The organism is Methylomonas sp. LW13, from assembly GCF_016865255.1.
In the GTDB taxonomy this organism is placed as follows: domain Bacteria; phylum Pseudomonadota; class Gammaproteobacteria; order Methylococcales; family Methylomonadaceae; genus Methylomonas.
This window is the reverse complement of the sequence record NZ_CP033381.1, coordinates 3,011,968-3,035,698: the sequence shown is the minus strand read 5'-3', so window position 1 is coordinate 3,035,698 and position 23,731 is coordinate 3,011,968. Positions and strand designations below refer to the sequence as shown.

Below are 23,731 nucleotides of genomic sequence, written 5' to 3'. Positions count from 1 at the left end.
TGGGGGTTGCCATGATTATCCAGAATTCCGCCGTCCACCTGCAAAGTCAGCATCAAGCGCAACAGATCAGCAAACGCAACGAATCGCTGCGGGTCTGGATCGATAAGCCGGAAGATACCCCTAATACAGCGCGAAAGACTCGCCCCGAAACCGCGCGCAAAGTCATTCAAGATTCCCTTGATCTCAGCCGGTCGGCGCAAACTTCGGCAACTGCTGCGCAAACCCTGGATACCGATAGGGCGCTCAGTTCCAAAGATAATCTGCTGTTGCAAATCATCAGACGCATGGTCAAGGAGATTACCGGCCGCGACTTTGAATTATTCGCTCCGGATGATCTCAAGGGGCAAGCCGACTCTGTGACCATTCAGGCCCCGCAGCAAGCACCGGCAACATCCGTCCCCGAGCGCGAAGGGTATGGACTGGTCTACGAAAAATCCGAGTCTTATTTCGAAAGCGAAACGACTAATTTCAGCGCCGAAGGCAGTATCACTACCCGGGATGGGCAAACGCTGAGTTTTTCAGTGTCCTTGTCGATGAGCCGCAGCTTTTATACCGAATCCAATCTCAGTATCCGCGCCGGCGACGCGGTGAAAACCGATCCTTTGGTTATCAATTTCGACGGCAATGCCGCAGAGTTAAGCGGCAGCCGATTTCAATTCGATATCGATGCCGATGGTCGTTTGGATCAAATAGCCGGTTTGAAAGCCGGCAGCGGTCTGCTGGCATTGGACAAAAACCACGATGGCCTGATCAACGACGGTTCGGAATTGTTCGGTCCGCGCAGCGGCAACGGCTTTGCAGACTTAGCGGCTTATGACGACGATAACAATCAGTTTATCGACTCCGGCGATGCCGTTTATAAACAACTGCGAATCTGGCAGCGGCATGATGACGGGTCGCAGCAATTATTGGCGCTGGGTGATAAAAATGTCGGGGCGATTTACTTAGGTCACTTGACGACGCCGTTTCAACTAAAAGACACCGCCAATCAAGCGTTGGGTGAAATTGCCAGTAGCGGTATCTATTTAACCGAACAAGGCCAAGCCGGCAGCGTGCAGCAGCTTAATTTCCTGGTTTGAAACAAAGATTTCCCATGATTTTCCTGCGACCGAGTCGGGGCATTTTTTTCCGGCTTGGCCGAACATGGAGACAGAAGCCTCTCATGCCTGCCCCATCATCTGTCTGAATTCGATAATTGAGCTAGACTTGCCCACATTGCAAAACAATATCGAAACGATCATGACACGCCATGCTTTATGGTTAGCCCGATCCTCAATTATTGCTGTTCCTGCGAATCTGGATTGATTCCCTTCGCGGCCTATAAGGCCCCCAAGCTGTGGGAATGTCCCTCGCTGTCGATATGAAGGCCGGTTGATAGTCAAACCGCATGCCGGAGTCGCAATCCAGGTATCCGGGATTGCTGATTAATAAAGATTGAACGACCCAAAGCACTGCTCATAAGACCCTATGAAAAATTATATTGTCGGATTTTTTGTATTAACTGGTCACGCCGGCGTCTTGCAGGCTGCATCTCAAGACGCACTTGAGCTGAATGTGGAAGACTTGCTGAATGTTGAAGTGACTTCAGTGTCCAAAAAAGCCCAAGCACTAAACGATTCCGCGGCCGCGATATTTGTCATTACCAACGATGACATCAAACGAACGGGCGCGACCAGTATTCCCGAGGCACTGCGCATGGCCCCAGGCCTTGACGTGGCGCGTATCGATTCGAACAAGTGGGCGGTCAGTTCCCGGGGCTTTAATGCGCGTTTCTCCAACAAGTTACTGGTATTGATCGATGGTCGCAATACTTATAGCCGCATGTTTTCCGGTACCTACTGGGAAAACCAGGATGTGATGATGGAGGATGTCGAGCGGATTGAGGTGATTAGAGGCCCTGGCGCGACGCTGTGGGGCGCTAACGCGGTAAACGGTGTAATCAACATCATCACCAAACACAGCTCGAAAACGCAGGGCGGTCTGGTGGCTGCAGGCGGCGGTACTGAGGAACAGGGGTTTGGCGCATTTCGCTACGGCGGCAAGTTGGGCGAGGATACGACGGGCCGGGTTTATGCCAAGGGGTTCAAACGCGATCAAAATACCAATGCCCAAGGCCATGGCGCCGGCGACGATTGGGACAAAGTACAGGGCGGGTTTCGCATAGATTCTCAGTTGTCGTCAGCAGACGAACTTAAATTTCAGGGCGATCTTTATCACAGTCATCTCAATCAAGTGTTGTCTAAGCCCAGTATTTTAGCGCCCTACAGTACAACTTTCCGTGATAAAGCCGAAGCTTACGGCGGCAATATCATGGGTCGCTGGCAGCACACGTTTTCCACCCAGTCCGACATGTCCCTACAGTTGTTTTACGACTATTATCGGCGCAATGAGGAATGGATGTCTGAAGGGCGGGATACATTTGACTTGGATTTTCAGCATCGCTTCGGCTTGTTTGATAGCCATGAATTGATTTGGGGGCTGGGTTACCAACTAACCTCGGATCGCCTTGAAAGTAGCACTATATTCAGCATGTCTCCTGCCCACCGGAAAAATCAGTTATTCAGCGCATTCGTCCAGGATGAAATGGAATTGATAGACCAAACGCTGTGGTTGACCTTGGGCAACAAATTTGAACATAACGATTTCACCGGCTTTGAAGGCCAGCCCACCGCCCGATTAATGTGGGCGCCGGCGCTGAATCATCGGCTTTGGGCCGGGGTATCCAGAGCAGTGCGCACGCCCTCGCGCGGCGAAGCCAATATGCGCTTGACGACAGCGGTTGTGCCGCCGTCATCGCCATTTTTTATACCGGTGGAACTGGCGCTGGAGGGTAACACAAGCTTGCGCAGCGAAGATGTGATTGCTTACGAAGTGGGTTACCGCACCACCATGATCAAATCCGTATCGGTGGATGTGACGGCGTTTTATAACGATTACGCGCACATGCGCGACGCTTCCCAAGGCGCCGTTTATTTCGATCCTATTCGCGGTGTGTTGGTCCAGCCTTTACCCTTTAGTAATAATTTAAAAGCCAAGACCTATGGTGTCGAAGTCTCGACTGTCTGGCAAATGCTGGACTGGTGGCGGTGGGACGCCAATTACAGCCTCCTTAAAACCGAAGTGCCGCAAACCGCAATGGCGGTGGTGGGCATTAGTCCGCAGCAGCGCATGAATTTACGCAGTGCGGTGAATATACGGCCGGATTTGGACTTTGATGTTTGGTTTCGCTACGTCGGCAACAATGCCGCAGCAACAGCTTCCGGCAACAGTTACATACCCGATTATGTGACGATGGACGCGCGCTTGGCCTGGCGCCCCGAACCTGATCTGGAAATATCATTGGTAGGCCAAAACTTATTAACTAATAGCCACTTGGAATATCAACAGGAAAACCTGGTACTGCCAACATTTATTGATAGGGGTATGTACGGCAAAATCAGTTGGAATTTCTGATGCCGCTGGCAGGTAGACTGTTTTGCATTTTTTCTATTTAGTTGGATTATTGTTGCGACGGATATGCAAAACGCAATAAAAATTTATCTGTTGGCATTAATGTTATTTAGTTCAAGCGCGTCTTGCGCGGCGCCGTTGGCGCTTGAGCAATATACGGTGTTGGCCGCATTGACGCTTAATTTTGCCCGTTTTACGCAATGGCCGGAGCAGGCGTTTGCCAATTCCGGAAATAACCTGCAGGTTTGTTTGGTAGGAGACAATGCATTACTGCAATCTTTTGATTCAATTAGCGGTAAAGCAGTTGGAGATAGAGTGATTAAAATAATTAATTCGGATAAGTTACGCAATTTAAATCAATGTCATATTCTGTTTTTAAGCGAATTATCCAATAGTGTTTTGTCGCAAGTTTTTTTAGATACCAGGCAGTTTCCGGTGTTGACGATAGGTGAAGAAGCCAATTTTATCGAATCGGGGGGCATGGTGGCTATGGTGAATACCGACGGAAAAATACAGTTACATATCAATCTTGCCACGGTCAAAAGCTCGGGGCTAACGATTAGTTCCAGCCTTCTGCGCTTAGCGAAAATTGTCGGCGATAATTAGGAGAGATAATCGCATGTTTAAATGGTTTAACAATGCGCCTATCAAGATCAAGCTAGTCTTTATTATGACTTTGATCGCTGTGTTGACGCTGTTTTCGGCAAGCACTGCGATTGTTGTAAATGAATATTATGCAAAAAAGAAAGATACCGAGCAGCAGCTGGTATTAATTGCCAATATTATTGCGTCGAATATTTCAGCGGCGCTGGTTTTTGAAGATACTGTCTCGGCTAATACTATGTTAAATAGTATGAAAACCCGGGACAGCATATTAAATGCCGAATTATATGATAAGCAAGGCAAGTTATTTGCCGACTATCACTCGCAAAAGCTGGGCGTTAGTCATTGGGATGCGGAAAAAGCTTCCGCGCTTTTAAACGATGCGCAATCCCTCCCTAGTTCAGAAGGCCTATATGGTTTTATCGGCGAAGTTTTTGCTTATTGGTATGAGCGCTTATTTCCTTATACCAATAATATTGTCGGTAAGGCTGGCGAAAAAAACGTATTCAAATACGATGACGACAACAATCTGCATTTTGTCCGTTCGATAGAACTGGATGGTGACGTCGTAGGGGTATTGCATTTGGTGGATGACCAAAGCGGTTTCTACGCCATATTAAAAGCGTTTTATTCGACTATGGGTTTGATCGTGGTGTTTACCATGGTCTTAATCGGTATGCTGACCACCAAATTGCAGCAAATATTTTTGGCGCCCCTACTCAAACTGATGGATGCCATGCAATCGGTGGGGCATGAGAAGAGTTTTTCGCATCGGATTAACAAGACCAGCAACGACGAATTCGGCGATTTAGCCGATGTGTACAATGCCATGCTAGCCGAAATCCAGTTCAGAGACGATCAACTAGCCATGCACCGAGATTCTTTGGAAAGGCAAGTTATCGAACGTACCCAGCAATTGGAAGAAAAAAATCAAGAGCTGAGTATCAGCATCGCCGAAGCGCTCTCCGCCAAAGAGCAAGCCGAACAAGCCAGTAAAGCCAAGTCGCAATTTTTGGCAACCATGAGCCATGAGATCAGAACGCCGATGAATGGCGTGTTGGGCATGACCGAGTTGTTGATGTCATCCGGTTTGGATGATCGGCAAACCAGATTTGCCGATACTGCCTACCGTTCCGCCAATTCGCTACTCAGCATCATCAATAATATTCTCGATTTTTCCAAAATCGAAGCCGGCAAATTGCAGTTGATCGTTCAGGAGTTCGATCTGCGCCGCTTATTGGAAGACACCGTGGAAATGATGGCTGAGCAAGCCCACCGTAAAGGCCTGGAACTGATATTGAATCTGCCGCACCAAATGCACGTTATTGTGCAGGGCGATGCGGAACGATTACGGCAGGTGCTGGTTAATCTGCTGAGCAATGCCATCAAGTTTACCGAAGAAGGCGATGTGCAGCTTAAGGTGAGTGTTCCGGAAAATACCGCACGCGATAAAGTCAGATTATTATTCGAAGTAATCGATACCGGCATAGGGGTTGCCGCTGAGCGTCAGGCGGAAATTTTCGACAGTTTCACGCAGTCCGACGGCAGCATTACCCGGCGTTATGGCGGGACCGGTTTAGGTTTGACCATTTCCAAGCAATTAGTCGAATTAATGGGCGGTAGTCTGGGGCTGGAAAGTAATATCGGTCGGGGTTCCCGGTTTTACTTTGACTTAGAATTGGGGTTGGGCATCCAGAGCGACATCGAACGTGCCGACACCAGTGCTTTGGAAGGTCTGCACATCCTGGTAGTGGATGACAATGCGATAAACCGCGACATACTTCACGATCAAGTTTCGCTATGGGGCGCCCATGTTACGACCGTCGATAGCGGCCCCAGGGCGCTGAAGCTATTGGTCGAGGCGGCTACTTTAAATAATCCGTTTCAAGTTGCTCTGCTGGATTGGCATTTGCCGGTAATGGACGGCTTGACGCTGGCCAAGGCCATTCAACGCGACCAGCGTATTCCCAAACTGCCTTTAATCATGCTCAGCTCCGAAAATGTCAGCATTAAAACCGGCCTGACCCACGAATACGGCATCAGCTTTTATTTGAACAAACCGGTTTTTCAACAACGTCTGCTGAATTGCTTGCTGGAAATCGCCACGTTCGCACCCGTGGAGCAAACGGCGCCATCCGCTGTTACACCGGAGCAAATTAAGTTATCCGGGCGCATTTTGGTGGCCGAGGATAACTTGGTTAATCAGGAAGTGGTCAAAAGCTTCTTAGAAAGCATGGGCTGCATCGCGGAGGTGGTTGCAGACGGTCAGGAAGCGTTGCAAGCCGCCTGCCGGCGCCGTTACGATTTAATTTTGATGGATTGTCATATGCCGGTTATGGATGGCTTTTCGGCAACAGTCAAAATTCGCGAGCATGAACAAGCCACGGCCTCGACCCGAATTCCGATTATCGCTTTAACCGCCGATGTACAAAAAGGCATACACGATCAGTGTGAAATGGTGGGTATGGACGGCTATTTAAGTAAACCGTTCAGCAAAGAACAACTGCGCCATCTATTGATAAATTGGCTGCCAAATGCTGCGGATAATGCACTGGAGTCGGCTCCGCTGGCATATCAAGACGCAGCGATGGCAGGCGAATTTCCGCCCGGACCGATTTGCCAGGCCGATCTGGCTCAGCTTCGGGATATTTACGATGCGAATGGGGTAAGTTTATTAAACAAGGCCATCGCACTCTATCTGCAAACCGCGCCGGAAACAGCCGAAAAACTTAGACAAGCCGCTAGCGATGGGCAGGCGGATTTGCTGGCCGATATGGCTCATGCCCTCAAATCGTCCAGCGCCAATCTGGGTGCCAGGGATTTGTCTAAAACCTGCCGATTGCTGGAAACTGCCGGCCGCCAAGCTGATCTTGCAGCAATCCCGGCACTGCTGGCGGAATTTGAGGCGCAATTGCCGGCGGCTTTGGCCGAGCTGCGTGTTATTGCCCATGCCAGCGTAGCGCAGCCCGATTTGCCGCAATCCGGCATGGATAAGCGAGTAGCCGACTTGGCGCTGGAAGCCAAGCGAATTTTACTGATAGACGACGATCCAAACTTCAGATTGATTACCGGCGAACAGTTAAAAGCCTCGGGTTTCGACGTCGTGGAGGCCGAGAGTGGCGAAGCGGCGCTGCTCTTGCTGGAAACGGCCATTCCGGATCTAGTCATAGTCGATGCGATTATGCCGGGCATCGACGGTTTTGAAACCTGCCGGCGCATGTCCGCCAACCCCGCCATGACCGACATTCCCATCATTATGTCTACCGGCTTGGAAGACATCGAATCGATAAATCGGGCATTTAAGGTCGGCGCTACCGACTTCATCATCAAACCCCTTAATCATGTGGTGTTGATTCATCACATTCGTTTTCTGCTGCGCTCCAGCCATGACACGGCGGAATTACGCAACAGTAAGCAGCAATTGTCTGCTGCGCAACGCATCGCCGGTTTGGGCTATTGGACTTGGGATCCGCGGCAGGATAAATTCGAAATATCGCCGTTTTTAGCGGAAATGTGCCAAATGCCGGCCGACTATTTTCTGGGAGAGCTCAGCAACTATTTGAATTTAATTGAGGCTGCGGACCGCAAAATAGTGCAGACCTTGATAGAGGCCGCTGCCCAGGGCGAACAGGTCGAGTATGTCGAGTACCGCTTGCGGCCGGATCTGGAAACGCCCATCAGTGTCCGCCAGGATACGGCCATGATTAGCAGCGGACAGCAGAGTTTTGTCACCGGGACGGTGCAGGATATTTCCAAGCAAAAGCAATCGGAAAAAATCATCCATCAGTTGGCGTATTTCGATGAGTTGACCGGCCTGGCCAGCCGTGTGCATTATCACAAGCGTATTCAACAGACCATCAAAGCCTCGGCGCGCGGCAAGCTGGAGTTTGCGTTTCTATTCCTGGATCTGGACGAATTTAAGTACGTCAACGACAGCTTTGGACATAACGTCGGCGATCAATTTCTGAAAGCGATCGCCCAACGTATCCAAAGCGTGGTACGTGAAGAAGACTTTGCTGCGCGATTGGGCGGAGACGAATTTTGTATCATCGCCAGCAGCATTACCGACGAATTTCAAGCCATGGAAATCGCGGAACGCTGTTTGCAGGAAATCAACCGACCTTTAATTTTGGATACCCACCATTTAAAGCCCCGCGTCAGTATCGGTATTGCTATTTATCCAAAAGATGGCGAGAACGAGCACGACTTGATGAAAGCCGCCGACACCGCCATGTACGCAGCGAAAAGCGCCGGCAAACAGCGCTACGCTTACTATCGGCCGGAGATGACGGGCCTGGCGATTAAGCGCATGCAAGACGAGCAAACCTTGCGCGACGCGCTGGAGCACCAGCAATTGCAATTGTATTATCAGCCCCAGGTAAGTATGTTGGATGGGCGAATGATAGGTCTCGAAGCCTTGGTGCGCTGGCGACATCCGTTGCGCGGTTTGTTGGGGCCCGGCGAGTTTATTCCTTTGGCTGAGGCTTTGGGTTTGATCGGTAAAATTAGCGACTGGGCTATTCAACAGGCTTGCGAACAATTAATTGCCTGGCAAAACCAAGGGCTGCCGTTATTCACCACGGCTGTCAACGTCTCGGCAAGCCATTTCCGCGATCCGCAATTTCCGTTCACGTTGCGGGAAATCCTCAAACATACCCAATTGCCGGCTCACTATTTGCAAATCGAAGTCACAGAAAGTGCCATGCAAACGGCGGCAGACTTAGAGATATTTAAAAAACTGAAGGGCATAGGAGTGAAAATCGCCATAGACGACTTCGGTACCGGCTTTTCGTCGCTGGCGTCGCTGAAGCAGTTGCCGGTGGATTGTCTGAAAATCGACAGAACCTTTGTTCAGGATGTGCTGTTTAATCCGCAAACCCCCATTTTGCTCGGGACGATTATCGGCATGGCCAATGCGATGGATTTCTCGCTGGTGGCGGAAGGCGTGGAGACGATAGAGCAAGCCATGGTGATGAGCGGCTTGGGCTGCCAAGTGGTGCAAGGCTATTTGTTTAGTCAACCTTTGACTGCCGCCGAAGTGCCGGCCATGTTTGACAAAGATTTCCGGCTGGAATTTATTCACTCCAAACCAGCCCATAACGATATTCATCGAAACAATTATGACTGATCTTGAATTGCCGGAACGCTTTGCAGATATTAAACGGCTGCCTTCTTTACCGCACGACGTTCATCAAGTGGTCAAAGCCTTGTCCGACGATAATCTGGATTATGCCCGGTTAGCCAAGATTCTGGCGGGGCATGCCACGATTTCGTCGCGACTGATTGCCTTGGCCAATTCAGCGTGGTTTAACAACTCCAGCGAACCGGTGACGTCATTGGAAAGAACCTGTTTGAAACTGGGATTAAATATTGTCCGGGGCGTCGGTATCGGTTTGGCGGTGATGAAGCCGTTTAATATCAGGGATTGCCGAAGTTTCGATATCAAACGCTATTGGATCAGTACCATGCTGGTGGCGCACGCTGCCCGTGCGCTGGCCGACGAGCTTGCGGCGGAGCGGGGCAATGAACACTTGCCGCAAACCGTGCATACCGGCGGCATCCTGCACAATATCGGCTTGCTCTGCATGGCCGACATCATGCCCGAAGAAACCCACCAGGCCCTGCGTTTTAAACAAGCCAATCCCGAATTGGACTTGAATCAAGCCTTGCGCAAATTGCTGCATACCGATTATTGCGAAGTCGGGGCGCATCTGACCGTTTCCTGGGGAATACCCGAAGCGTTGGTGGCGATTATTCGGTACCATCGCAATCCGGGTTATCAAGGCAGCTATTGGCGGCAGGCAGCTTTGGTCGGCGCGGCGACGCATATGGTGGGTAGTGTGTTCGACGATAAAGAAACCTGGCCGGTCTCGGCCTTTGAGAAACTGAGCATCAGCCCGGCCTGTCAGGCTGAGATATTTGCCGACCTGCAAAGCCAATATTTAAAAACTCAGGAATTGGCGAAAGTGCTATTTCCTTAAGAAGTGGTGCTGAAAACACTACTTTAGTCTTTTTATCCGCCTGATTCGGCCGTAGATTTTTTGCAAAAAACGGTTAGCAGCGGGGATCACGACCCTAAGAATTGCCTTGGCGGCGCGTTTTAATGTCGTCATGCAAGCAGTTGTCGCCGCGTCTGTCGCCTGTTTCAGGTTAATTTCTCGATCCGCGACCCAGCCATGTCGGTGTAACCAGTGTAATAAGCCGCTCAAAAACAGGCATGTCGGCGTCAATCCCACAAAAAACCACAGCAAGCGGCCGCTTTCGCCCAAGGCTTCGCCGGTATGGAGCGGCCAAAGCCAGGTGGTAAATGTCTGTCCGGCTGAGAATTGGCTGGGGTTTTGCACATCGCGAATTTGTCCGCTCCAGCGGTCCACCCAAACGGTCGTGAACGGGTGGTGTTGATTGATCTCGTTAAGTTGGCGCAAATTGATCCGATACGTCCCCAGCTCGCCAACCGGGGTGGTAATTCGCCGGACTTCCGAGCTGGGAAACGGTCCGCGGGCCACGAGGATTGCTTCCGACAGACTGGTCGGCCTGTCATTGGGTATGGCGCTGCTGCGCACATTGGGGCCGGCGTCACCATGTCCCATGCCGGACGCGGCGGTCAGGTTCTCCAGCAGGCTAGGGTAGGCCAGATGAAAACCAGTGAAGGCCAGCAACATTAAAAAGCCGGAACTGGCTACGCCCAGTAGTCGGTGCAAATCAAATACTAGCCGCATCAAGCCGGCATCGTGGCGCAGCGAAAAGGCGCGCCTCAACTTGGGCCAGCCCGGCCACCACAGGTACAAACCACTGAGTACCGACAACATTAATAAGCCGCCTAAAACCGCCAACGCATTTCGGCCAAAGCCGTCCAATTGCAGTTGGGTATGTAAATCCAACAGCCAGGTCGTCAGGGTTTGGCCCCATAAGCGGCTGTCGACAACCCGGCCGGTGTAAGGATTGACCGAGACCATCAGAGGCGCATAAAAGGCGTCTACGCTTTCCTTGGGCTTTTCAAACCAGGCGGTGATCATGCCGTCCGGTGCTCGCGGCATTTCCAAGGTCCAGGCACCGTGCCGATCCGGATGGGCAGCACGTACCGCCGCGACGATTTTGTCCAGCGATAAAGCCGTTGATTGTGGGGTATCGACGCGCAATTGCGGATTGAGCAAGCTATCCAATTCTTCCCGGTAAATACTCAAACTGCCGGTCAAGCCGATCAGCGCGAAGATGAGTCCCAAACTCAGTGCCAGATAAACATGGCACAAGCGCCACCATTTGCGGGCATTCAGGATAAAGCGTGGGCGGACAATCAGCGGGTAATGGGTTTCTTGCATGGGGTATACAGTGGGAGATTTAGCGACAGCCCGCCTTCAGCAGCCTTAGACGCTATAAATTTAAAAAACAGCATTTGCCAGGCACGGCAACCGGCTATTTTGCAGGATTAATGCAACAACAACCAGCCCATGACAGCCGTTGCGCCGCAGACAAGTTTAAAAAATCGGCTAGACTGCGTGAAATACGCAGGGCGGCGGAGTTTGATTGGTAGAGATATGAGGCGTTTTATACAGGATAAATGTAGGTCGGAGAGGCGATGAATCTGAGCAGTTTGCTATTTCTGGCCGGAATTGTTGCTGTCCAACAGTTCAGCCGCTTGCCTAGTCTGTTCGAGTTTATCGGTTTGGTGGTTAGCGGCTTGTTGTTGATTTATCGGCACCATTGGCGATTTTTCGCGCTGCTGGCTGGGGTGCTGTGGGCGAGTCTATTGGGTAGCTGGCGGCTGTCCCAACAACTCCCCGATACCTATCAAAACCAGGAAGTGAAAATTCAAGGCTATATCGCCAGTCTGCCGCAACAACAAGAGCAGCGCACCAATTTTGATTTTATTGTCACGGCGCCCTCCGGCAACTTTCCGGATAAAATTCGCCTGAGCTGGTATTACCCAAAGCTCAACTTAGCTGCGGGGCAGGGCTGGGAGTTCCAGGTTAAGTTGCGCAGGCCGCACGGCCGCCTCAACCCCGGCGGCTTTGATTTCGAAGCCTGGTTATTTGCCAACCATATCGGTGCTACGGGTTATGTGCGCGATAAACCGCCGCCGCAAATCGTGAGCTTATCGCCGAGTGCCGGTCAATATTTTGCTCAGTGTCGGCAAGCGATTGCCAACCGACTGGACGCGGCTTTGCCCGGCAGTGGACAGTTAGGCGTGATAAAAGCATTGACCATCGGCAGCCAAAACGCAATCACCCAAGAGCAATGGCGCGTGTTTAGACTCACCGGTGTGGTGCATTTAATCGTGATTTCCGGTTCACATATCAGTCTGATCGCCGGCCTGATTTACCTTTGGAGCAGACGGCTGTGGGCTTGGACCGGGATATTAAGCATTTCGCCGCAACGGGCCGCCGCATTGTGCGCTTGGCTGGCTTCGCTGTTTTACGCCGGCTTGGCGGGCTATTCGGTGCCCACTCTACGTGCGGTGGTGATGCTCAGCGTGGCGTTGGCAGCAATCGCTTGGCAGCGTAACACCGCGCCGATGCGAGTTTTATTGCTGGCGTTGCTGGCTGTCTTGCTGTTCGATCCGTTGGCGGTGCTGTCGGTCGGCTTTTGGCTGTCATTCGTGGCAGTGGCATTATTGATTTACGTGTCGGCGGGCCGATTGGGCAGACCTTCGTATTGGCGCGAAGCCGGCGCCGCGCAATTGGCCACGGCCGTGGGCTTGTCGCCCTTATTGGTCGTGTTTTTTCAGCAAGTATCGTTGATATCGCCTGTCGCAAATTGGTTGGCAGTGCCGGTTATCGGTATATTGATCGTGCCGCCGGCCTTGTTGGCGGTGGTGTTATTGTTTATCTGGCCGGCATGCGGAGCGCTGTTGCTGCAAGTTTTGGACTATGCCTTGCAAGGCTTGTGGTGGGTGCTTTCGCACATGGCCGAATTACCATTAGCCAGCATCTATTGCCTCCCGCCGCCATGGTATGCGATTGGCTTGGCGGCCATCGGCGTGCTTCTGCTGTTAGCGCCAAGGGGCTTTCCGTGCCGGTATTTAAGTCCGTTACTGTTTTTGCCGTTATTACTGGTTGATGTTGAAAAACCGAAACCCGGTGAAGCTTGGTTGACTGTTTTGGACGTGGGGCAAGGATTAGCAGCCGTGCTGCAAACTGCGGAACATACTCTGGTGTTTGATACCGGCGCACGTTATTCGGAATATTCCGACATGGGCGATTCAGTGGTCCTGCCGTTTTTACGCGAGCAGGGTATCTCTCGGGTTGATAGTTTGGTGATTAGTCATGGCGATAACGATCACAGTGGCGGCGCGGAGTCGATATTTGCCGAATTGCCGGTAGACAAGTCTGTTAGCAGCGTTCCTGAATGGGCCGCACGCGAACATGGCGAGTATTGCCGGGCCGGACAAACCTGGCGTTGGGATGAAGTTACTTTTAAGGTGCTGTCCCCGCCGGAAAGTGGATTCATCGGTGATAACGATAACTCCTGCGTATTACAAGTAAGCTCCGCACAGCAGGTTTTTTTGCTGACCGGCGACATCGAACAAACAGCCGAAAACTGGTTGGTGCGAGAGTACGCTGACAAACTTGCCAGCGACGTATTGTTGGCACCGCACCATGGCAGCAAAACCTCATCAAGCCTGGCTTTGCTTGAAAAAGTTAATCCCAGGCTTATTTTGATTCCTGCCGGTTATCAAAACCGTTTTGGTTTTCCGCATCGCCAGGTTATCGAACGCTATAGCCAGCTTGGCATGGCTTGGTTGAATGCGGCCGAACAGGGCGCTATTTCGGTGCGTAGTGGGCCCGAAACAATTCAGCCGATAGCCGAGCGAGCCAAACGGCAACGATATTGGCGAACACCCGCGCCGAATCGGCAGAGTATTGATGTCAGATAAATTTTGCCGTGTCGGCGTTTCTGCCTATACTCTCAGGATCAAAATATGGAGCATTGCAGTGGAGAATGAAAACCGTAGCAGAATACGTTTTAACCCGGAAGGACTCGTGGCGCACATCATCATCGAACCGCCACCGCCCGGCGGCGAGATCATCATTGACGGCCAAGTTGTTGATATGAGTTACAGCGGCATAAAAATTCGCTTGAAAGAACCTCTGGGTCAAGCAGTGGACGAAGCGGAATTGCGGATTTCCATCATACTGCCGGAGTCGCGGGTGGCGATGTCGATACACGGTAACATCAAGCATATCCGCGAAGATCGCGAATGCGGTTTGCAATATAGTCCGAGCAAGCACAGCGAGGACGAATTCGACGATCTGATGTTCGAATGCGTTAAGCTGGCACCGCAGCGTAAAGATTAATCGAGACCCCTATGAGCAGATTGATGCGGTGTGTGCGGTCATTCTGGGGCCACCTCAATGGCGATGCCGCTTATGAGCGTTATTTGCTGCATTGGCAAGCGCATCACGCCGGGCAGTTTCCGCCGTTAAGTCGAAAAGGATTTTTTGCGGCTGAAACGCAGCGCAAATGGAATGGCATCAAGCGGTGTTGCTGAGTTTAATTGTTGCTTGAGTTGCTGGTGCTAAAAAGTATTCCAACCGCAGTTCACTATTCCATTCAAATAGTCCAGTCTTAGAGAGCCGGTGCAATTCGATGAACTTGTGTACGGCGCAAGTTTGGCATTGCAAGCCGCAAGGCAATAAAAAAGGCTTAGGTTTTCCAACCTAAGCCTTTGTAGTCCATTCCGAGGGGACGATTATTCGGCTTGGTCTTTATTTTTGCCGCGTCTTGATGGTGAGCCGACCCGCTTTTTACTTTTGTCTTTTTTCACCAAAGCCGGGTCGAATTTGGATATATCCAAAGGTTTACCGACTACCCGGACTTTTTTCAGGGCCTGGAATAAGTCTTTGGGCATGCCTGCGGGCAGCTCTACGGTGCTGTAGTGCTCCTCGATTTTGATGCGGGCAATGTGATCGCCGTCTATACCGGTTTCGTTGGCGATAGCCCCGACGATATTGCCTGGTTTCACGCCGTCGGCATGGCCTACTTCGATGCGGAAGGTTTCCATTTCTACCGCGCCGACGCGACCTTTTTCCCTTCTTGGGCCGCGGTCGTTACGATCATTGCGGTCGGAACGGCCTTTTTCATCGGCGTCTTTGCGTGGTTTTTTGCTGGGTTCTTTCATCAACAAAGGCGTATCGCCTTGCAATAACTTGGCTAACGCCGCTGCAATGTCAAGTGCCGGGACATTATGCTCAACCTGATATTGGTTGATTAATTGGTTGTAAAAGCTGAGTTCCTCGCCGGCCAGCGTATCGGTAATCCGCTGTTTGAAACGGTTGATGCGGGCGTTGTTGATAAAGTCGGTGGAAGGCAATTGCATTTCTTCGACTTTTTGTTTCGTAGCTTGCTCGATATTGGCCAGCAGGCGTTTTTCGCGCGGCGAGACAAACAAAATCGCGTCGCCGGTGCGGCCGGCACGACCGGTACGGCCGATACGATGGATATAAGATTCGGTGTCGTAAGGGATGTCATAGTTGACGACGTGGGTAATACGATCAACGTCCAGGCCGCGAGCGGCGACGTCCGTGGCGATCAGAATATCCAGTTTGCCGCTTTTTAGATTGTCGATAGCGCGTTCGCGCAAGGCTTGCGACATGTCGCCGTTGATCGCAGAGGCGGAAAAACCGCGCGCTTCCAATTTTTCGGCTACTTCGATGGTGGCGGTTTTGGTTCTGACGAAGATAATCATGCCGTCGAAGTTTTCCGCTTCCAGAATCCGGGTCAGGGCATCCATTTTGTGCACGCCACTGACAAACCAATAGCGTTGGCGAATATTGGCGGCAGTGGCGGTTTTGACCTTGATAGTCACTTGTTCGGGGTTGTTCAGGTATTTCTGCGCGATTTTGCGAATTTCAGTCGGCATGGTTGCCGAGAACAGTGCAGTTTGGCGCGTCGATGGGGTTTGCTCCAGAATCCATTCCACATCGTCGATGAAACCCATCCGCAACATTTCGTCGGCTTCGTCCAATACCAAAGTAGTCAGTTGGTCTAGTTTCAGCGTGCCGCGACGCATGTGGTCCATGACCCGTCCCGGTGTACCGACCACGACATGCGCGCCGCGACTCAATTGGCGCAACTGGCTGGTGTAATCCTGGCCGCCGTAGATCGGTAATACGTGAAAGCCTTTGATATGTGCGGCATAACTTTGAAACGCCTCGGCAACCTGTATCGCCAACTCGCGCGTCGGGGCTAGCACCAAAGCTTGCGGGTCTTTTTGATTGAGGTTAATGCGGGACAAAATCGGTAAGGCGAATGCGGCGGTTTTGCCGGTACCGGTTTGCGCTTGGCCCAATACATCGCGACCAGCCATCACGAACGGAATAATCTGTGCTTGAATCGGAGAAGGCGTTTCGTAACCGACACTTTCCAGCGCTTTTAAAATAGGGTCTGAAAGCGATAAATCTTTAAAGGAAGGCGTGGCGGAGGAGGGGGTGTCGGACATTAATAATACCTGTAGAAAAAAAGAGAGTTGCCGGCCATCAGCTAGCTATGCCCGGCATTGTATCGCAACTTGGCTCGATATTGCTTAACTTATTGATAATTACCGTAAAATCCTGGCTTGTCTAGCTTGCTTTTCTGGAAGAGTAATTTAAGCAAATAAAGATGAAAAATTGCGCGCCAAAAATCAGATTAGCCATCAATAGATGTACTGGTTGAGCAACGGCGGGAAAACCCAGTCTGTCGAGGCTGACGCCGGCCAAAATGGCGGTAACGATCAATCCCATTAACACATAGGCGGTGCGCAACAGCAGGCTATGTTTGTCGGCGTGCTGATAAATTTTCCAGGCCAGCCAGAGGTTGGTGAACAAAATGAGCGATGAAAAAGACCGGTGGATATAAAAAATAATCGGAAAACTATCGCGCCAATACTGTCTGTCGATGTAGCTGTGCTCATGAGCGATGTAATCGACCGCTTCTCTGACTTGGGTGCCCATTGCTACTTGCAGCAAGGTCATGGCCATGGCAATTTTTAAAACCAAAGCAAAACGCGGGGTCAGCCAATGACTGTCTATGGCTTGCAGCAATGGCTTTTGCGATCTGGCAATGGCGTATATGAGTAGCGCAACGATAAACAGGGCCAGCAGCATGTGCAGGGTTATCATTAATGGCTTCAGGTTGCTTGCCACCACGGCCGAACCCAGCCAACCTTGAAACCCAACCAGTAAAAAAACTGATAACGCTAAATAAAAAATTGCTTTATCGGCTTTCAGATAAACCCTGGAGGTCCAGGCCGTCAGAAAAATCAGAAAACCGATAGTCACGCCGACCAGACGATTCGTGTATTCGGTCCAGGTTTTTACCGGATTGAAGGCGGTGCTTTCGTAACCGCGCGCCGCATAGATTTCATGGTAATTGGCCGGCAATTGCGACTCGTGAGTCGGTGGCACCCATTGTCCGAAGCAGGTCGGCCAGTCCGGACAGCCCATGCCGGCACCAGAGGCGCGGACAATGCCTCCAACCAGAATCACGAAATACACAGCAAAGATGGTTAGTGTGCCTAAGCGGCGAAACCGGGCGGCGTCGTGGGCGTCTATCATGTGTTGTTATGTCTCAAAGGAACATTGAATGGGCAAGCTCGATCTCTTCCGAGACTCCTTCAATTTCCAAAATTTCGGTATCGGGCTGGATGCCCAATTTAACAAAGGCCGGTACGGTGTTCCAATCGACGCGGCAGGCGGGGTGATCGGTGCCGGCGATGCTTTGCAGAAAAGCGACTTGCACCAAGTCGACATAATCGGCTTTAGAGCCTGAGTCGCGCTGAAAATCTACATATTCGGAAGGCACCAATTTAAGTTCTTCCGGGAAATTCCAGGTGTTCATGATCAGTTTCCCGACATGCGGGTGGGCTTTCTCCAGCAGCTTGTCTAATCGGGATGGGCTATCTCTAAATTCCGGAATTTTCTCGACTAGTGTCAATATTGGTAATTTACCGATTTGATGGATTAGCCCGGCCAGCATGGCTTCGTCGGCGTTTAAATGCGGCACGAATGCAGCCAAAGCCCGGCTGATCGCCGAGACATTGACGCCTTGCTCCCAGGTGCTGCGGAAATAGCCTTCCAGTAGCGCCGTGGTAGGCGTGAACATTTGCTGCATGATCAAGCTGGTAATCAGCGTGCGAATGGTGTTGTTGCCGAGCCGGGTTACGGCCATTTGGATATTCTTGATTTCCATGGTGCCGCGATACAGAGGGCTGTTGGCCACTTGTATCAAACGGGCGGAAATGGCGGCGTCGGTTGCGATGATCTCGGCCAGGCTTTGCGCGGTGGCATCGCCTTTACTGACAGCGTCGCGGACTTTGATGGCGACATCCGGCAAGGTAGGCAGGATTAATCGGTTGGCGTCTAGTTCCGCTTGCACATGGACTAAAAAGTCTTGAACAGATTTGAATTGCATGGATTGAATTTCCGCTATTGATCCTAAATTATCGCGATAGGCGTACGATAGTCGTCATCAAGTATAAGGTTTTTTGGCAGTCCATCAACTATTTGCAGGACCAACAGCGCACGGTTTATTCCGGTCCAGACCGCGTTCGTCAGTACGCACCCCATATTTTGCTGAGAAATGCCGTCCAACACCTTACAGCCGTTAATGACGTCGCTTGCTGATTGACGGCATTCGGCAATAAACAAGGCGCGTTTGACTTTGCCCAAATAGTGACTGCGGGCCACGATTTCCTGACCTGTGTAACAGCCTTTACTGAAACTGATGCCGCCAAGCTGGTCAATACCCAACATCTGCGGAATATGTTGTTCCGATTGGCTAATATCAAACCAGGGCAGGGCAGTGGAGATGTCTTGATAGCGCCACTCGTCCAGGCAGCCGGATTCGAAAGCGTATCGGCTAAACAGTAATCCGGTAAATTCATCGATCTGATCAGACGTACCCAATAGCAGATGGCGCGGCGCGCCGGGTAACTTAATGGTCGTTAACGGTATTTGCCCGATTGCGAAATTGTCTGTCGGAACGTCGAACTCAGGCGAAAGACCCGATATGCCCAGGATATGCATGTTTCCGGTTTGATCATGCAATTTTGCATCGGCTCGCAGCACGTACATTCGCAATTTTTTTAACACGGTGTCGAGTAAGTCCGCAGGCAGTATCAGGTAAAAAGATTCCAGCGATTTAACCACCAATAGCGTACTGATGACCCGGCCTTTGGCGTTGCAGAATCCAGCTATACTGGCTTGCGATGCCGATAAATCGTTAATGTTACATGTTAGCTGGCCTTGTAAGAGTTTTGCGGCATCCTGACCGCTGACTTCTATGAGGCTCAGGCCGGTGGATGCGAATACTTTTCTGGATAAAGCAAGTGCATTGGGTTCGCTAAAAGCGTTTGTGTGAACTTTCCGGTCTTCAAGCATGGCGGTAAGGTTTGTAGGAATACGTGAACATAATTTAGCAGGGTAGTTTACCTTAGCTCGAAAAAGGTGCGGCGATTGTGTCGAAAAATCTTGAACAGAGCATGAATTTTACAGTGGGGCGCTCACGGGCGCTGACATTCATCGTTAGCGCCATCCACGCGGTGACGCTGGCGGCATGTTGGCTAAACGCGCTGCCGATGCCTTACCAATGCTTGCTAACGATGGCGGTATTTTTGAGTTGGCGAAGCAATATGGCATCCGGCAAAATTGGCGGCGCATATCTGCGCTATACTCCTCAGCACGGATGGTCGCTGCTGGGAAGTGGCGACCATTACCAGTCTATCGAGATTCAAGCATCAACTGTGGTAACCGGATTACTAATCGCGCTGCATTGGGTGCATGATAAAGGGAGGCGTCAATCGATGATAATTCCCAAAGATGCAATGAGTAACAACGATTACCGCAAACTCTCGGTTTGTTTAATTATTTCAGGTCATGGTCATGGTTGATGAATGCCGGTGTAAAGCAAACAATTGAATTGCAGATGAGTTCGCTGAAAAACTTGCCGGTTTTGCCCGAGGCGAGTCTGCGAATTCTGGGTGCCATTAACACGCCGGACATACCCATAGAAAAGCTGGCGGATGCCTTATCGTTATCGCCTGGTTTGGTCGCCAGATTGCTTGGATTAGCGAATTCGGCCTACTTTGCCCGAGGCCGTAATGTCTCAGACATTCGTACCGCCATTTTTCAGGTCCTGGGCCTGGATTTAGTAAAAGCCCTGGCAATGGCAATTATTTTTAATGTTCAATTTGATACGCGTAAATGCCAAGGATTCGACGCCGAGTATTTTTGGATACGCTCATTAACAACGGCAGTATCCGCGCAAAAATTGGCAGCCGAAATTCCGCAATTGCGCGAGTTTACGCCATCGACTATTTATTCCGGCGGATTGCTGCTCAATATCGGCGTATTGGTGCTCGGCTATTTGCAGCCCGAAGAGTTGCATGAGGTTTTTGTCGAGAGCAAAAAAACTCGCTTGCCGGTGAGTGAGGGAATTTCTCGACAAATGGGGCAGAGCCATTATCAAATCGGTCATTTTTTATTGCATAAATGGCATTTGCCGGCTTTGTATCAGCTTCTATTACAAAATTATGAAAATAAGGATTTTGACGGTAAAGAACTGCCCTTGCTGATTTTATTGAGGGTTTGTGAGCGATTAAGCGCAGCCGTGATTGCCGGTGAATCGATTAATCTGCAAGAGTTTGAGCCGGAATGCCGGAAAATTAAGTTACCGTTGGAAAATATACGCGAGCTAGCCGAACAACTGGGCGAAAATCAGCCGGCTATGCAAAAACTTGCAGCCATCATGGGGAATTGATGAATCAGCACAGCGCAGACAGTCAAGATGCCAAACTAGCGGGCTTCGGCATGCAAGATTTGCTGATCGACCTCGTCAATGCGCTGTCCGCAGTTAAACAACTGTCCGAAATCGACTATCAAGTCGATGATGAAAAAGCCCTAATCAGACAGGCTTTGGCAAGTCTTATCCAATATCAAGACATGGAACGCTGCTCTTTTTTTATCGTGGATAGTGAAGGCTTATTAAGCAATGTCGCCGGTATTAGTGTTCGTGAGTTGGGCAATACTGAACCAAATGTTGATAGGCCTTTGCGCTTTAAAGTCGGGGAAGGCTTGATTGGTGCGGCTGCTGCGACCGGTGTTTTGCAACATTGTCAAAATTGTCATGAAGATAAGCGATTTGAAAAAACTGGAAACGTGAACCAATCGCCCGGCTCAATTATCAGCGTGCCGGTTTTTACCTTCAACCGCACTCTGATTGGCGTTTTAAACGTATCGCATCCGCAAGCAAATTACTTCAGCGATTGGCATATTCGTTTATTGGAAGTCTATAAAAACATTCTTGGTCAGTTGATCACCACTCGGCGCCTGGTTCAGCAAATGGAACAGCAAATTGCGTTGAGGACGGCCGAGTTGGAGAGCTTGGTCGCCGAAACCAATCAACTTAAAGATCATTTTGCCAGTATGTCCATGCATGACCAATTAACAGGCCTGCATAATCGGCGGTATTTTTACGACCAAGTCGAAGTCGTTATCGCTCATCATAAGCGCTACAAAACTAGTTTTTGTCTGCTGGTGATGGACATCGATCATTTCAAAGTAATTAATGATCGCTTCGGCCATTTGTTCGGCGATCAAGTATTAACCGGCGTGGCTAACGCGTTAAAGCGACAAGTCCGCAATACCGATATTCTGGTGCGTTTTGGTGGTGAGGAGTTTGTCGCTATTTTTACCAACACCCGTTGCGATAGCGGTAAAACATTCGCGGAACGTATTCGGCAGGAAATTAAAGCTCTGGAATGGACTATCGATAAAGAGGTGGTTAATTTGACCCTGAGTATTGGCTTGTATTGCCTGAATGGCGACTTGGTTCAATCCGAACAAACGCCGGACATCGATCAAATGATTAATTACGCCGATGCCGCCTTGTATCAAGCCAAAGCAAGTGGCCGAGATAAAACAATAGTATTCGGCGAAGCCTGCTCAGATCAGGGTTAAAGACATTCTTTGGGTTATTCGTAACCTGATTCCGTAGCTAAAATTGTGAATTTTTACACTTCGCGTAAAACGGGGGATCGTTGCGATTCTGGTACTTGGTTTTTAATTAAGCAAATACCGGAGTTTGTTCAGATTAATACAAATACCACCTCCCGGTTCCCCAATACCAATTGTAGCGATAGCCGGAATACCAGTTGTTGTAAAAAATCTGTTGCCATCGTCTCCGCCATTGGTAATCGGCTTGCTCCGATTGGCGAGCTTTTACTGCCTCTTTAAGTAAACTGCTTGCTTCTTTGTCGCCTTTGTTGGCGGTAATGGACAACCATTTTTCAGCCTCGCCCGGATCGGAGCCCATTTCACCGAGACCCGTCAGATAGACCCTACCCAAGGCTTTTTGCGCTTCGAAGTTGCCTTTCTCGGCGGATTCACGCATCCATTTGATCGATTTATAAGTATCCTGACGAACACCGTCACCTCTGAAAAAACGTAGGGCAAGGTCATAAGCGGCACGGGGGTCGTTTGTGGCCAATTCTTCAAGTGCTTTGATTCTTGCAGCGTCTTCGGCGGACATTGCCGGTTCCGGCTGAAAAGAGGCATAGTCTTTCGGGCGATCCGCACAGCCATTCTCGTCGCAAATTCTAATCGTGTCAGACTTAACTTGTTTCTCTTGATGTGTACACGCGACAAGGCCAAACGCTACGAATAATACAAATAGCGTTGACAAAAAAGGCTTTTTTGAATGCATGAGTATTTCCTTTTTCTTTTCATAAGTTTTGGTCTATTATCGCTCGAATTTTTTAGTTTGCTAGGCGTCATTAACTGAACGGCAATTTTTTGGAGTTTTTTGGATGAGCGTTAAATCAATTCGAGATTTATCATTACTGGTCTCTGTTTTTGCTTTTGCCGGCTGCGCGCAACAGCCTGGCTTGCAGACAGGTGGTAGTTCAAATTTAGTCTCTGGCTCTGCCGGCGGAGCGACCAGCGTCAACGCCAATAAGTCTTTGGAGCGCTGCGCCAGCCCATTGGGTACCTTAGCGGTCAGCGACGGCCGTTTTTCGGGAGCATCAGGTGTAACCACAGTTGATCCGTTAATCCGCTTGGCGGTACAGCAATCCAATTGTTTTATTATCACCGGTATTGGCAATATGAGCACCAGCGCCATGCTGGATAGAATCACCGACCAACAAAGAAACTCCGGAGAATATCGGTCAGGTTCAAAACAACACAAAGGCCAACGTGTTGCCGCAGACTATTTACTTGACCCGCAGATTATCGTCGCTAACGAATCGACAGGCGGACAAGGAGGCTCGATCGGGGCCGGATTAATCGGTGCCGGATTAGGTGCTGCCGGGTTAGGCGGTCTAGGCGCCATTGCCGGTGCGGTTTCGCATGCCGTGGAAACGAGAACTACCGATGTGGCACTGACACTGACCGATATTCGTTCAACCGTACAAATTGCCATTTCCCAAGGCAGTGCCACCGCGAACAATATGAGTACCTCGGGCGGCGGCGCGTTTGGCGGTTGGGGCGGACTTTTTGCCGGCGCGGCCGGGGGTAGCATAGGCATGTACAGCAGAACCCCGGAAGGCATAGCTACCGCGGCAGCCTTTTTTGATGCCTATAACAATATGGTCCAATCGCTCAGAAACTATAAAGCGCAGGAAGTACAGGGCGGTGGCGGCAGCGGTCAAGGTGGTGTTTTGCAAGTCAAGTAACAATCCGATAGCGCATCGTCTTTAAAC

The 23,731-nt window shown here is 50.5% G+C and carries 18 protein-coding genes; 12 read left to right on the top strand and 6 right to left on the bottom strand.

Annotation, left to right across the window (positions count from 1 at the left end; genetic code table 11):
• The first annotated feature begins 11 nt into the window (after positions 1-11).
• From JL719_RS13755 to JL719_RS13735, 5 genes are all read left to right on the top strand, one after another.
• Positions 12-1,079 carry an SPM autocatalytic domain-containing protein gene (locus JL719_RS13755; RefSeq protein ID WP_033159365.1) on the top strand — a complete coding sequence of 356 codons (1,068 nt, stop codon included), beginning with the start codon at positions 12-14 and terminating at the stop codon, positions 1,077-1,079.
• Between the two features lie 388 nt (positions 1,080-1,467).
• A complete protein-coding gene (locus tag JL719_RS13750) occupies positions 1,468-3,453 on the top strand; it encodes a TOL_0244 family TonB-dependent receptor (RefSeq protein WP_033159322.1) in 1,986 nt (661 codons plus the stop codon).
• A gap of 135 nt (positions 3,454-3,588) precedes the next feature.
• Complete coding sequence (locus JL719_RS13745; protein ID WP_165385965.1) at positions 3,589-4,056, top strand: YfiR family protein; 468 nt, start codon at positions 3,589-3,591, stop codon at positions 4,054-4,056.
• Between the two features lie 13 nt (positions 4,057-4,069).
• Positions 4,070-9,181: an EAL domain-containing protein gene (locus tag JL719_RS13740; RefSeq protein ID WP_051670513.1), complete on the top strand. Its 5,112-nt coding sequence runs from the start codon at positions 4,070-4,072 to the stop codon at positions 9,179-9,181.
• A complete protein-coding gene (locus tag JL719_RS13735; RefSeq protein ID WP_051670511.1) occupies positions 9,174-10,034 on the top strand; it encodes an HDOD domain-containing protein in 861 nt (286 codons plus the stop codon). Before JL719_RS13740 ends, JL719_RS13735 begins: the two co-directional genes overlap by 8 nt.
• 18 nt (positions 10,035-10,052) lie before the next feature.
• On the opposite strand, the gene JL719_RS13730 is transcribed toward JL719_RS13735, so the two are convergent.
• Positions 10,053-11,372, bottom strand: coding sequence for a PepSY-associated TM helix domain-containing protein (locus tag JL719_RS13730; protein ID WP_051670509.1), 1,320 nt, complete (start codon positions 11,370-11,372; stop codon positions 10,053-10,055).
• A gap of 257 nt (positions 11,373-11,629) precedes the next feature.
• Here JL719_RS13730 and JL719_RS13725 point away from each other — a divergent pair, with 257 nt between their 5' ends.
• From JL719_RS13725 to JL719_RS13715, 3 genes are read left to right on the top strand one after another with little or no spacing between them, the layout of a single operon-like run.
• Positions 11,630-13,927: a DNA internalization-related competence protein ComEC/Rec2 gene (locus JL719_RS13725; protein ID WP_033159320.1), complete on the top strand. Its 2,298-nt coding sequence runs from the start codon at positions 11,630-11,632 to the stop codon at positions 13,925-13,927.
• Positions 13,917-14,348 carry a PilZ domain-containing protein gene (locus tag JL719_RS13720; protein WP_225892859.1) on the top strand — a complete coding sequence of 144 codons (432 nt, stop codon included), beginning with the start codon at positions 13,917-13,919 and terminating at the stop codon, positions 14,346-14,348. Before JL719_RS13725 ends, JL719_RS13720 begins: the two co-directional genes overlap by 11 nt.
• 11 nt (positions 14,349-14,359) lie before the next feature.
• Positions 14,360-14,542, top strand: a complete 183-nt coding sequence (locus tag JL719_RS13715; protein WP_033159319.1) for a YbdD/YjiX family protein — start codon at positions 14,360-14,362, stop codon at positions 14,540-14,542.
• A 201-nt stretch (positions 14,543-14,743) separates the two neighbouring features.
• Here JL719_RS13715 and JL719_RS13710 read toward each other — a convergent pair whose 3' ends face one another.
• From JL719_RS13710 to ygfZ, 4 genes are all read right to left on the bottom strand, one after another.
• Positions 14,744-16,492 carry a DEAD/DEAH box helicase gene (locus tag JL719_RS13710; protein ID WP_033159318.1) on the bottom strand — a complete coding sequence of 583 codons (1,749 nt, stop codon included), beginning with the start codon at positions 16,490-16,492 and terminating at the stop codon, positions 14,744-14,746.
• Positions 16,493-16,613: 121 nt separating this feature from the next.
• Positions 16,614-17,588, bottom strand: coding sequence for a COX15/CtaA family protein (locus JL719_RS13705; RefSeq protein ID WP_033159317.1), 975 nt, complete (start codon positions 17,586-17,588; stop codon positions 16,614-16,616).
• Between the two features lie 13 nt (positions 17,589-17,601).
• Positions 17,602-18,444, bottom strand: coding sequence for an HDOD domain-containing protein (locus JL719_RS13700; protein WP_020481918.1), 843 nt, complete (start codon positions 18,442-18,444; stop codon positions 17,602-17,604).
• Positions 18,445-18,467: 23 nt separating this feature from the next.
• Positions 18,468-19,412 carry a CAF17-like 4Fe-4S cluster assembly/insertion protein YgfZ gene (gene ygfZ, locus JL719_RS13695; protein WP_051670507.1) on the bottom strand — a complete coding sequence of 315 codons (945 nt, stop codon included), beginning with the start codon at positions 19,410-19,412 and terminating at the stop codon, positions 18,468-18,470.
• A 101-nt stretch (positions 19,413-19,513) separates the two neighbouring features.
• On the opposite strand from ygfZ, the gene JL719_RS13690 reads away from it, so the two are divergent.
• Genes JL719_RS13690 through JL719_RS13680 form a run of 3 tightly spaced genes read left to right on the top strand, consistent with a single transcriptional unit; the run spans position 19,514 to position 21,989 of the window.
• Complete coding sequence (locus JL719_RS13690; RefSeq protein WP_026600238.1) at positions 19,514-19,921, top strand: protein YgfX; 408 nt, start codon at positions 19,514-19,516, stop codon at positions 19,919-19,921.
• Positions 19,922-19,956: 35 nt separating this feature from the next.
• Positions 19,957-20,790, top strand: a complete 834-nt coding sequence (locus tag JL719_RS13685; RefSeq protein ID WP_165385964.1) for an HDOD domain-containing protein — start codon at positions 19,957-19,959, stop codon at positions 20,788-20,790.
• Positions 20,790-21,989 carry a sensor domain-containing diguanylate cyclase gene (locus JL719_RS13680; protein ID WP_033159315.1) on the top strand — a complete coding sequence of 400 codons (1,200 nt, stop codon included), beginning with the start codon at positions 20,790-20,792 and terminating at the stop codon, positions 21,987-21,989. The genes JL719_RS13685 and JL719_RS13680 overlap by 1 nt, the downstream gene beginning before the upstream one ends.
• Before the next feature lie 133 nt (positions 21,990-22,122).
• Here the strand turns inward: JL719_RS13680 and JL719_RS13675 are convergent, their stop codons facing one another.
• A complete protein-coding gene (locus JL719_RS13675; protein WP_033159314.1) occupies positions 22,123-22,734 on the bottom strand; it encodes a tetratricopeptide repeat protein in 612 nt (203 codons plus the stop codon).
• 103 nt (positions 22,735-22,837) lie between these two features.
• Here JL719_RS13675 and JL719_RS13670 point away from each other — a divergent pair, with 103 nt between their 5' ends.
• Positions 22,838-23,704 (top strand): hypothetical protein, encoded by an 867-nt coding sequence (locus JL719_RS13670; protein WP_020481912.1) that lies wholly within the window; start codon positions 22,838-22,840, stop codon positions 23,702-23,704.
• Positions 23,705-23,731: the final 27 nt, after the last annotated feature.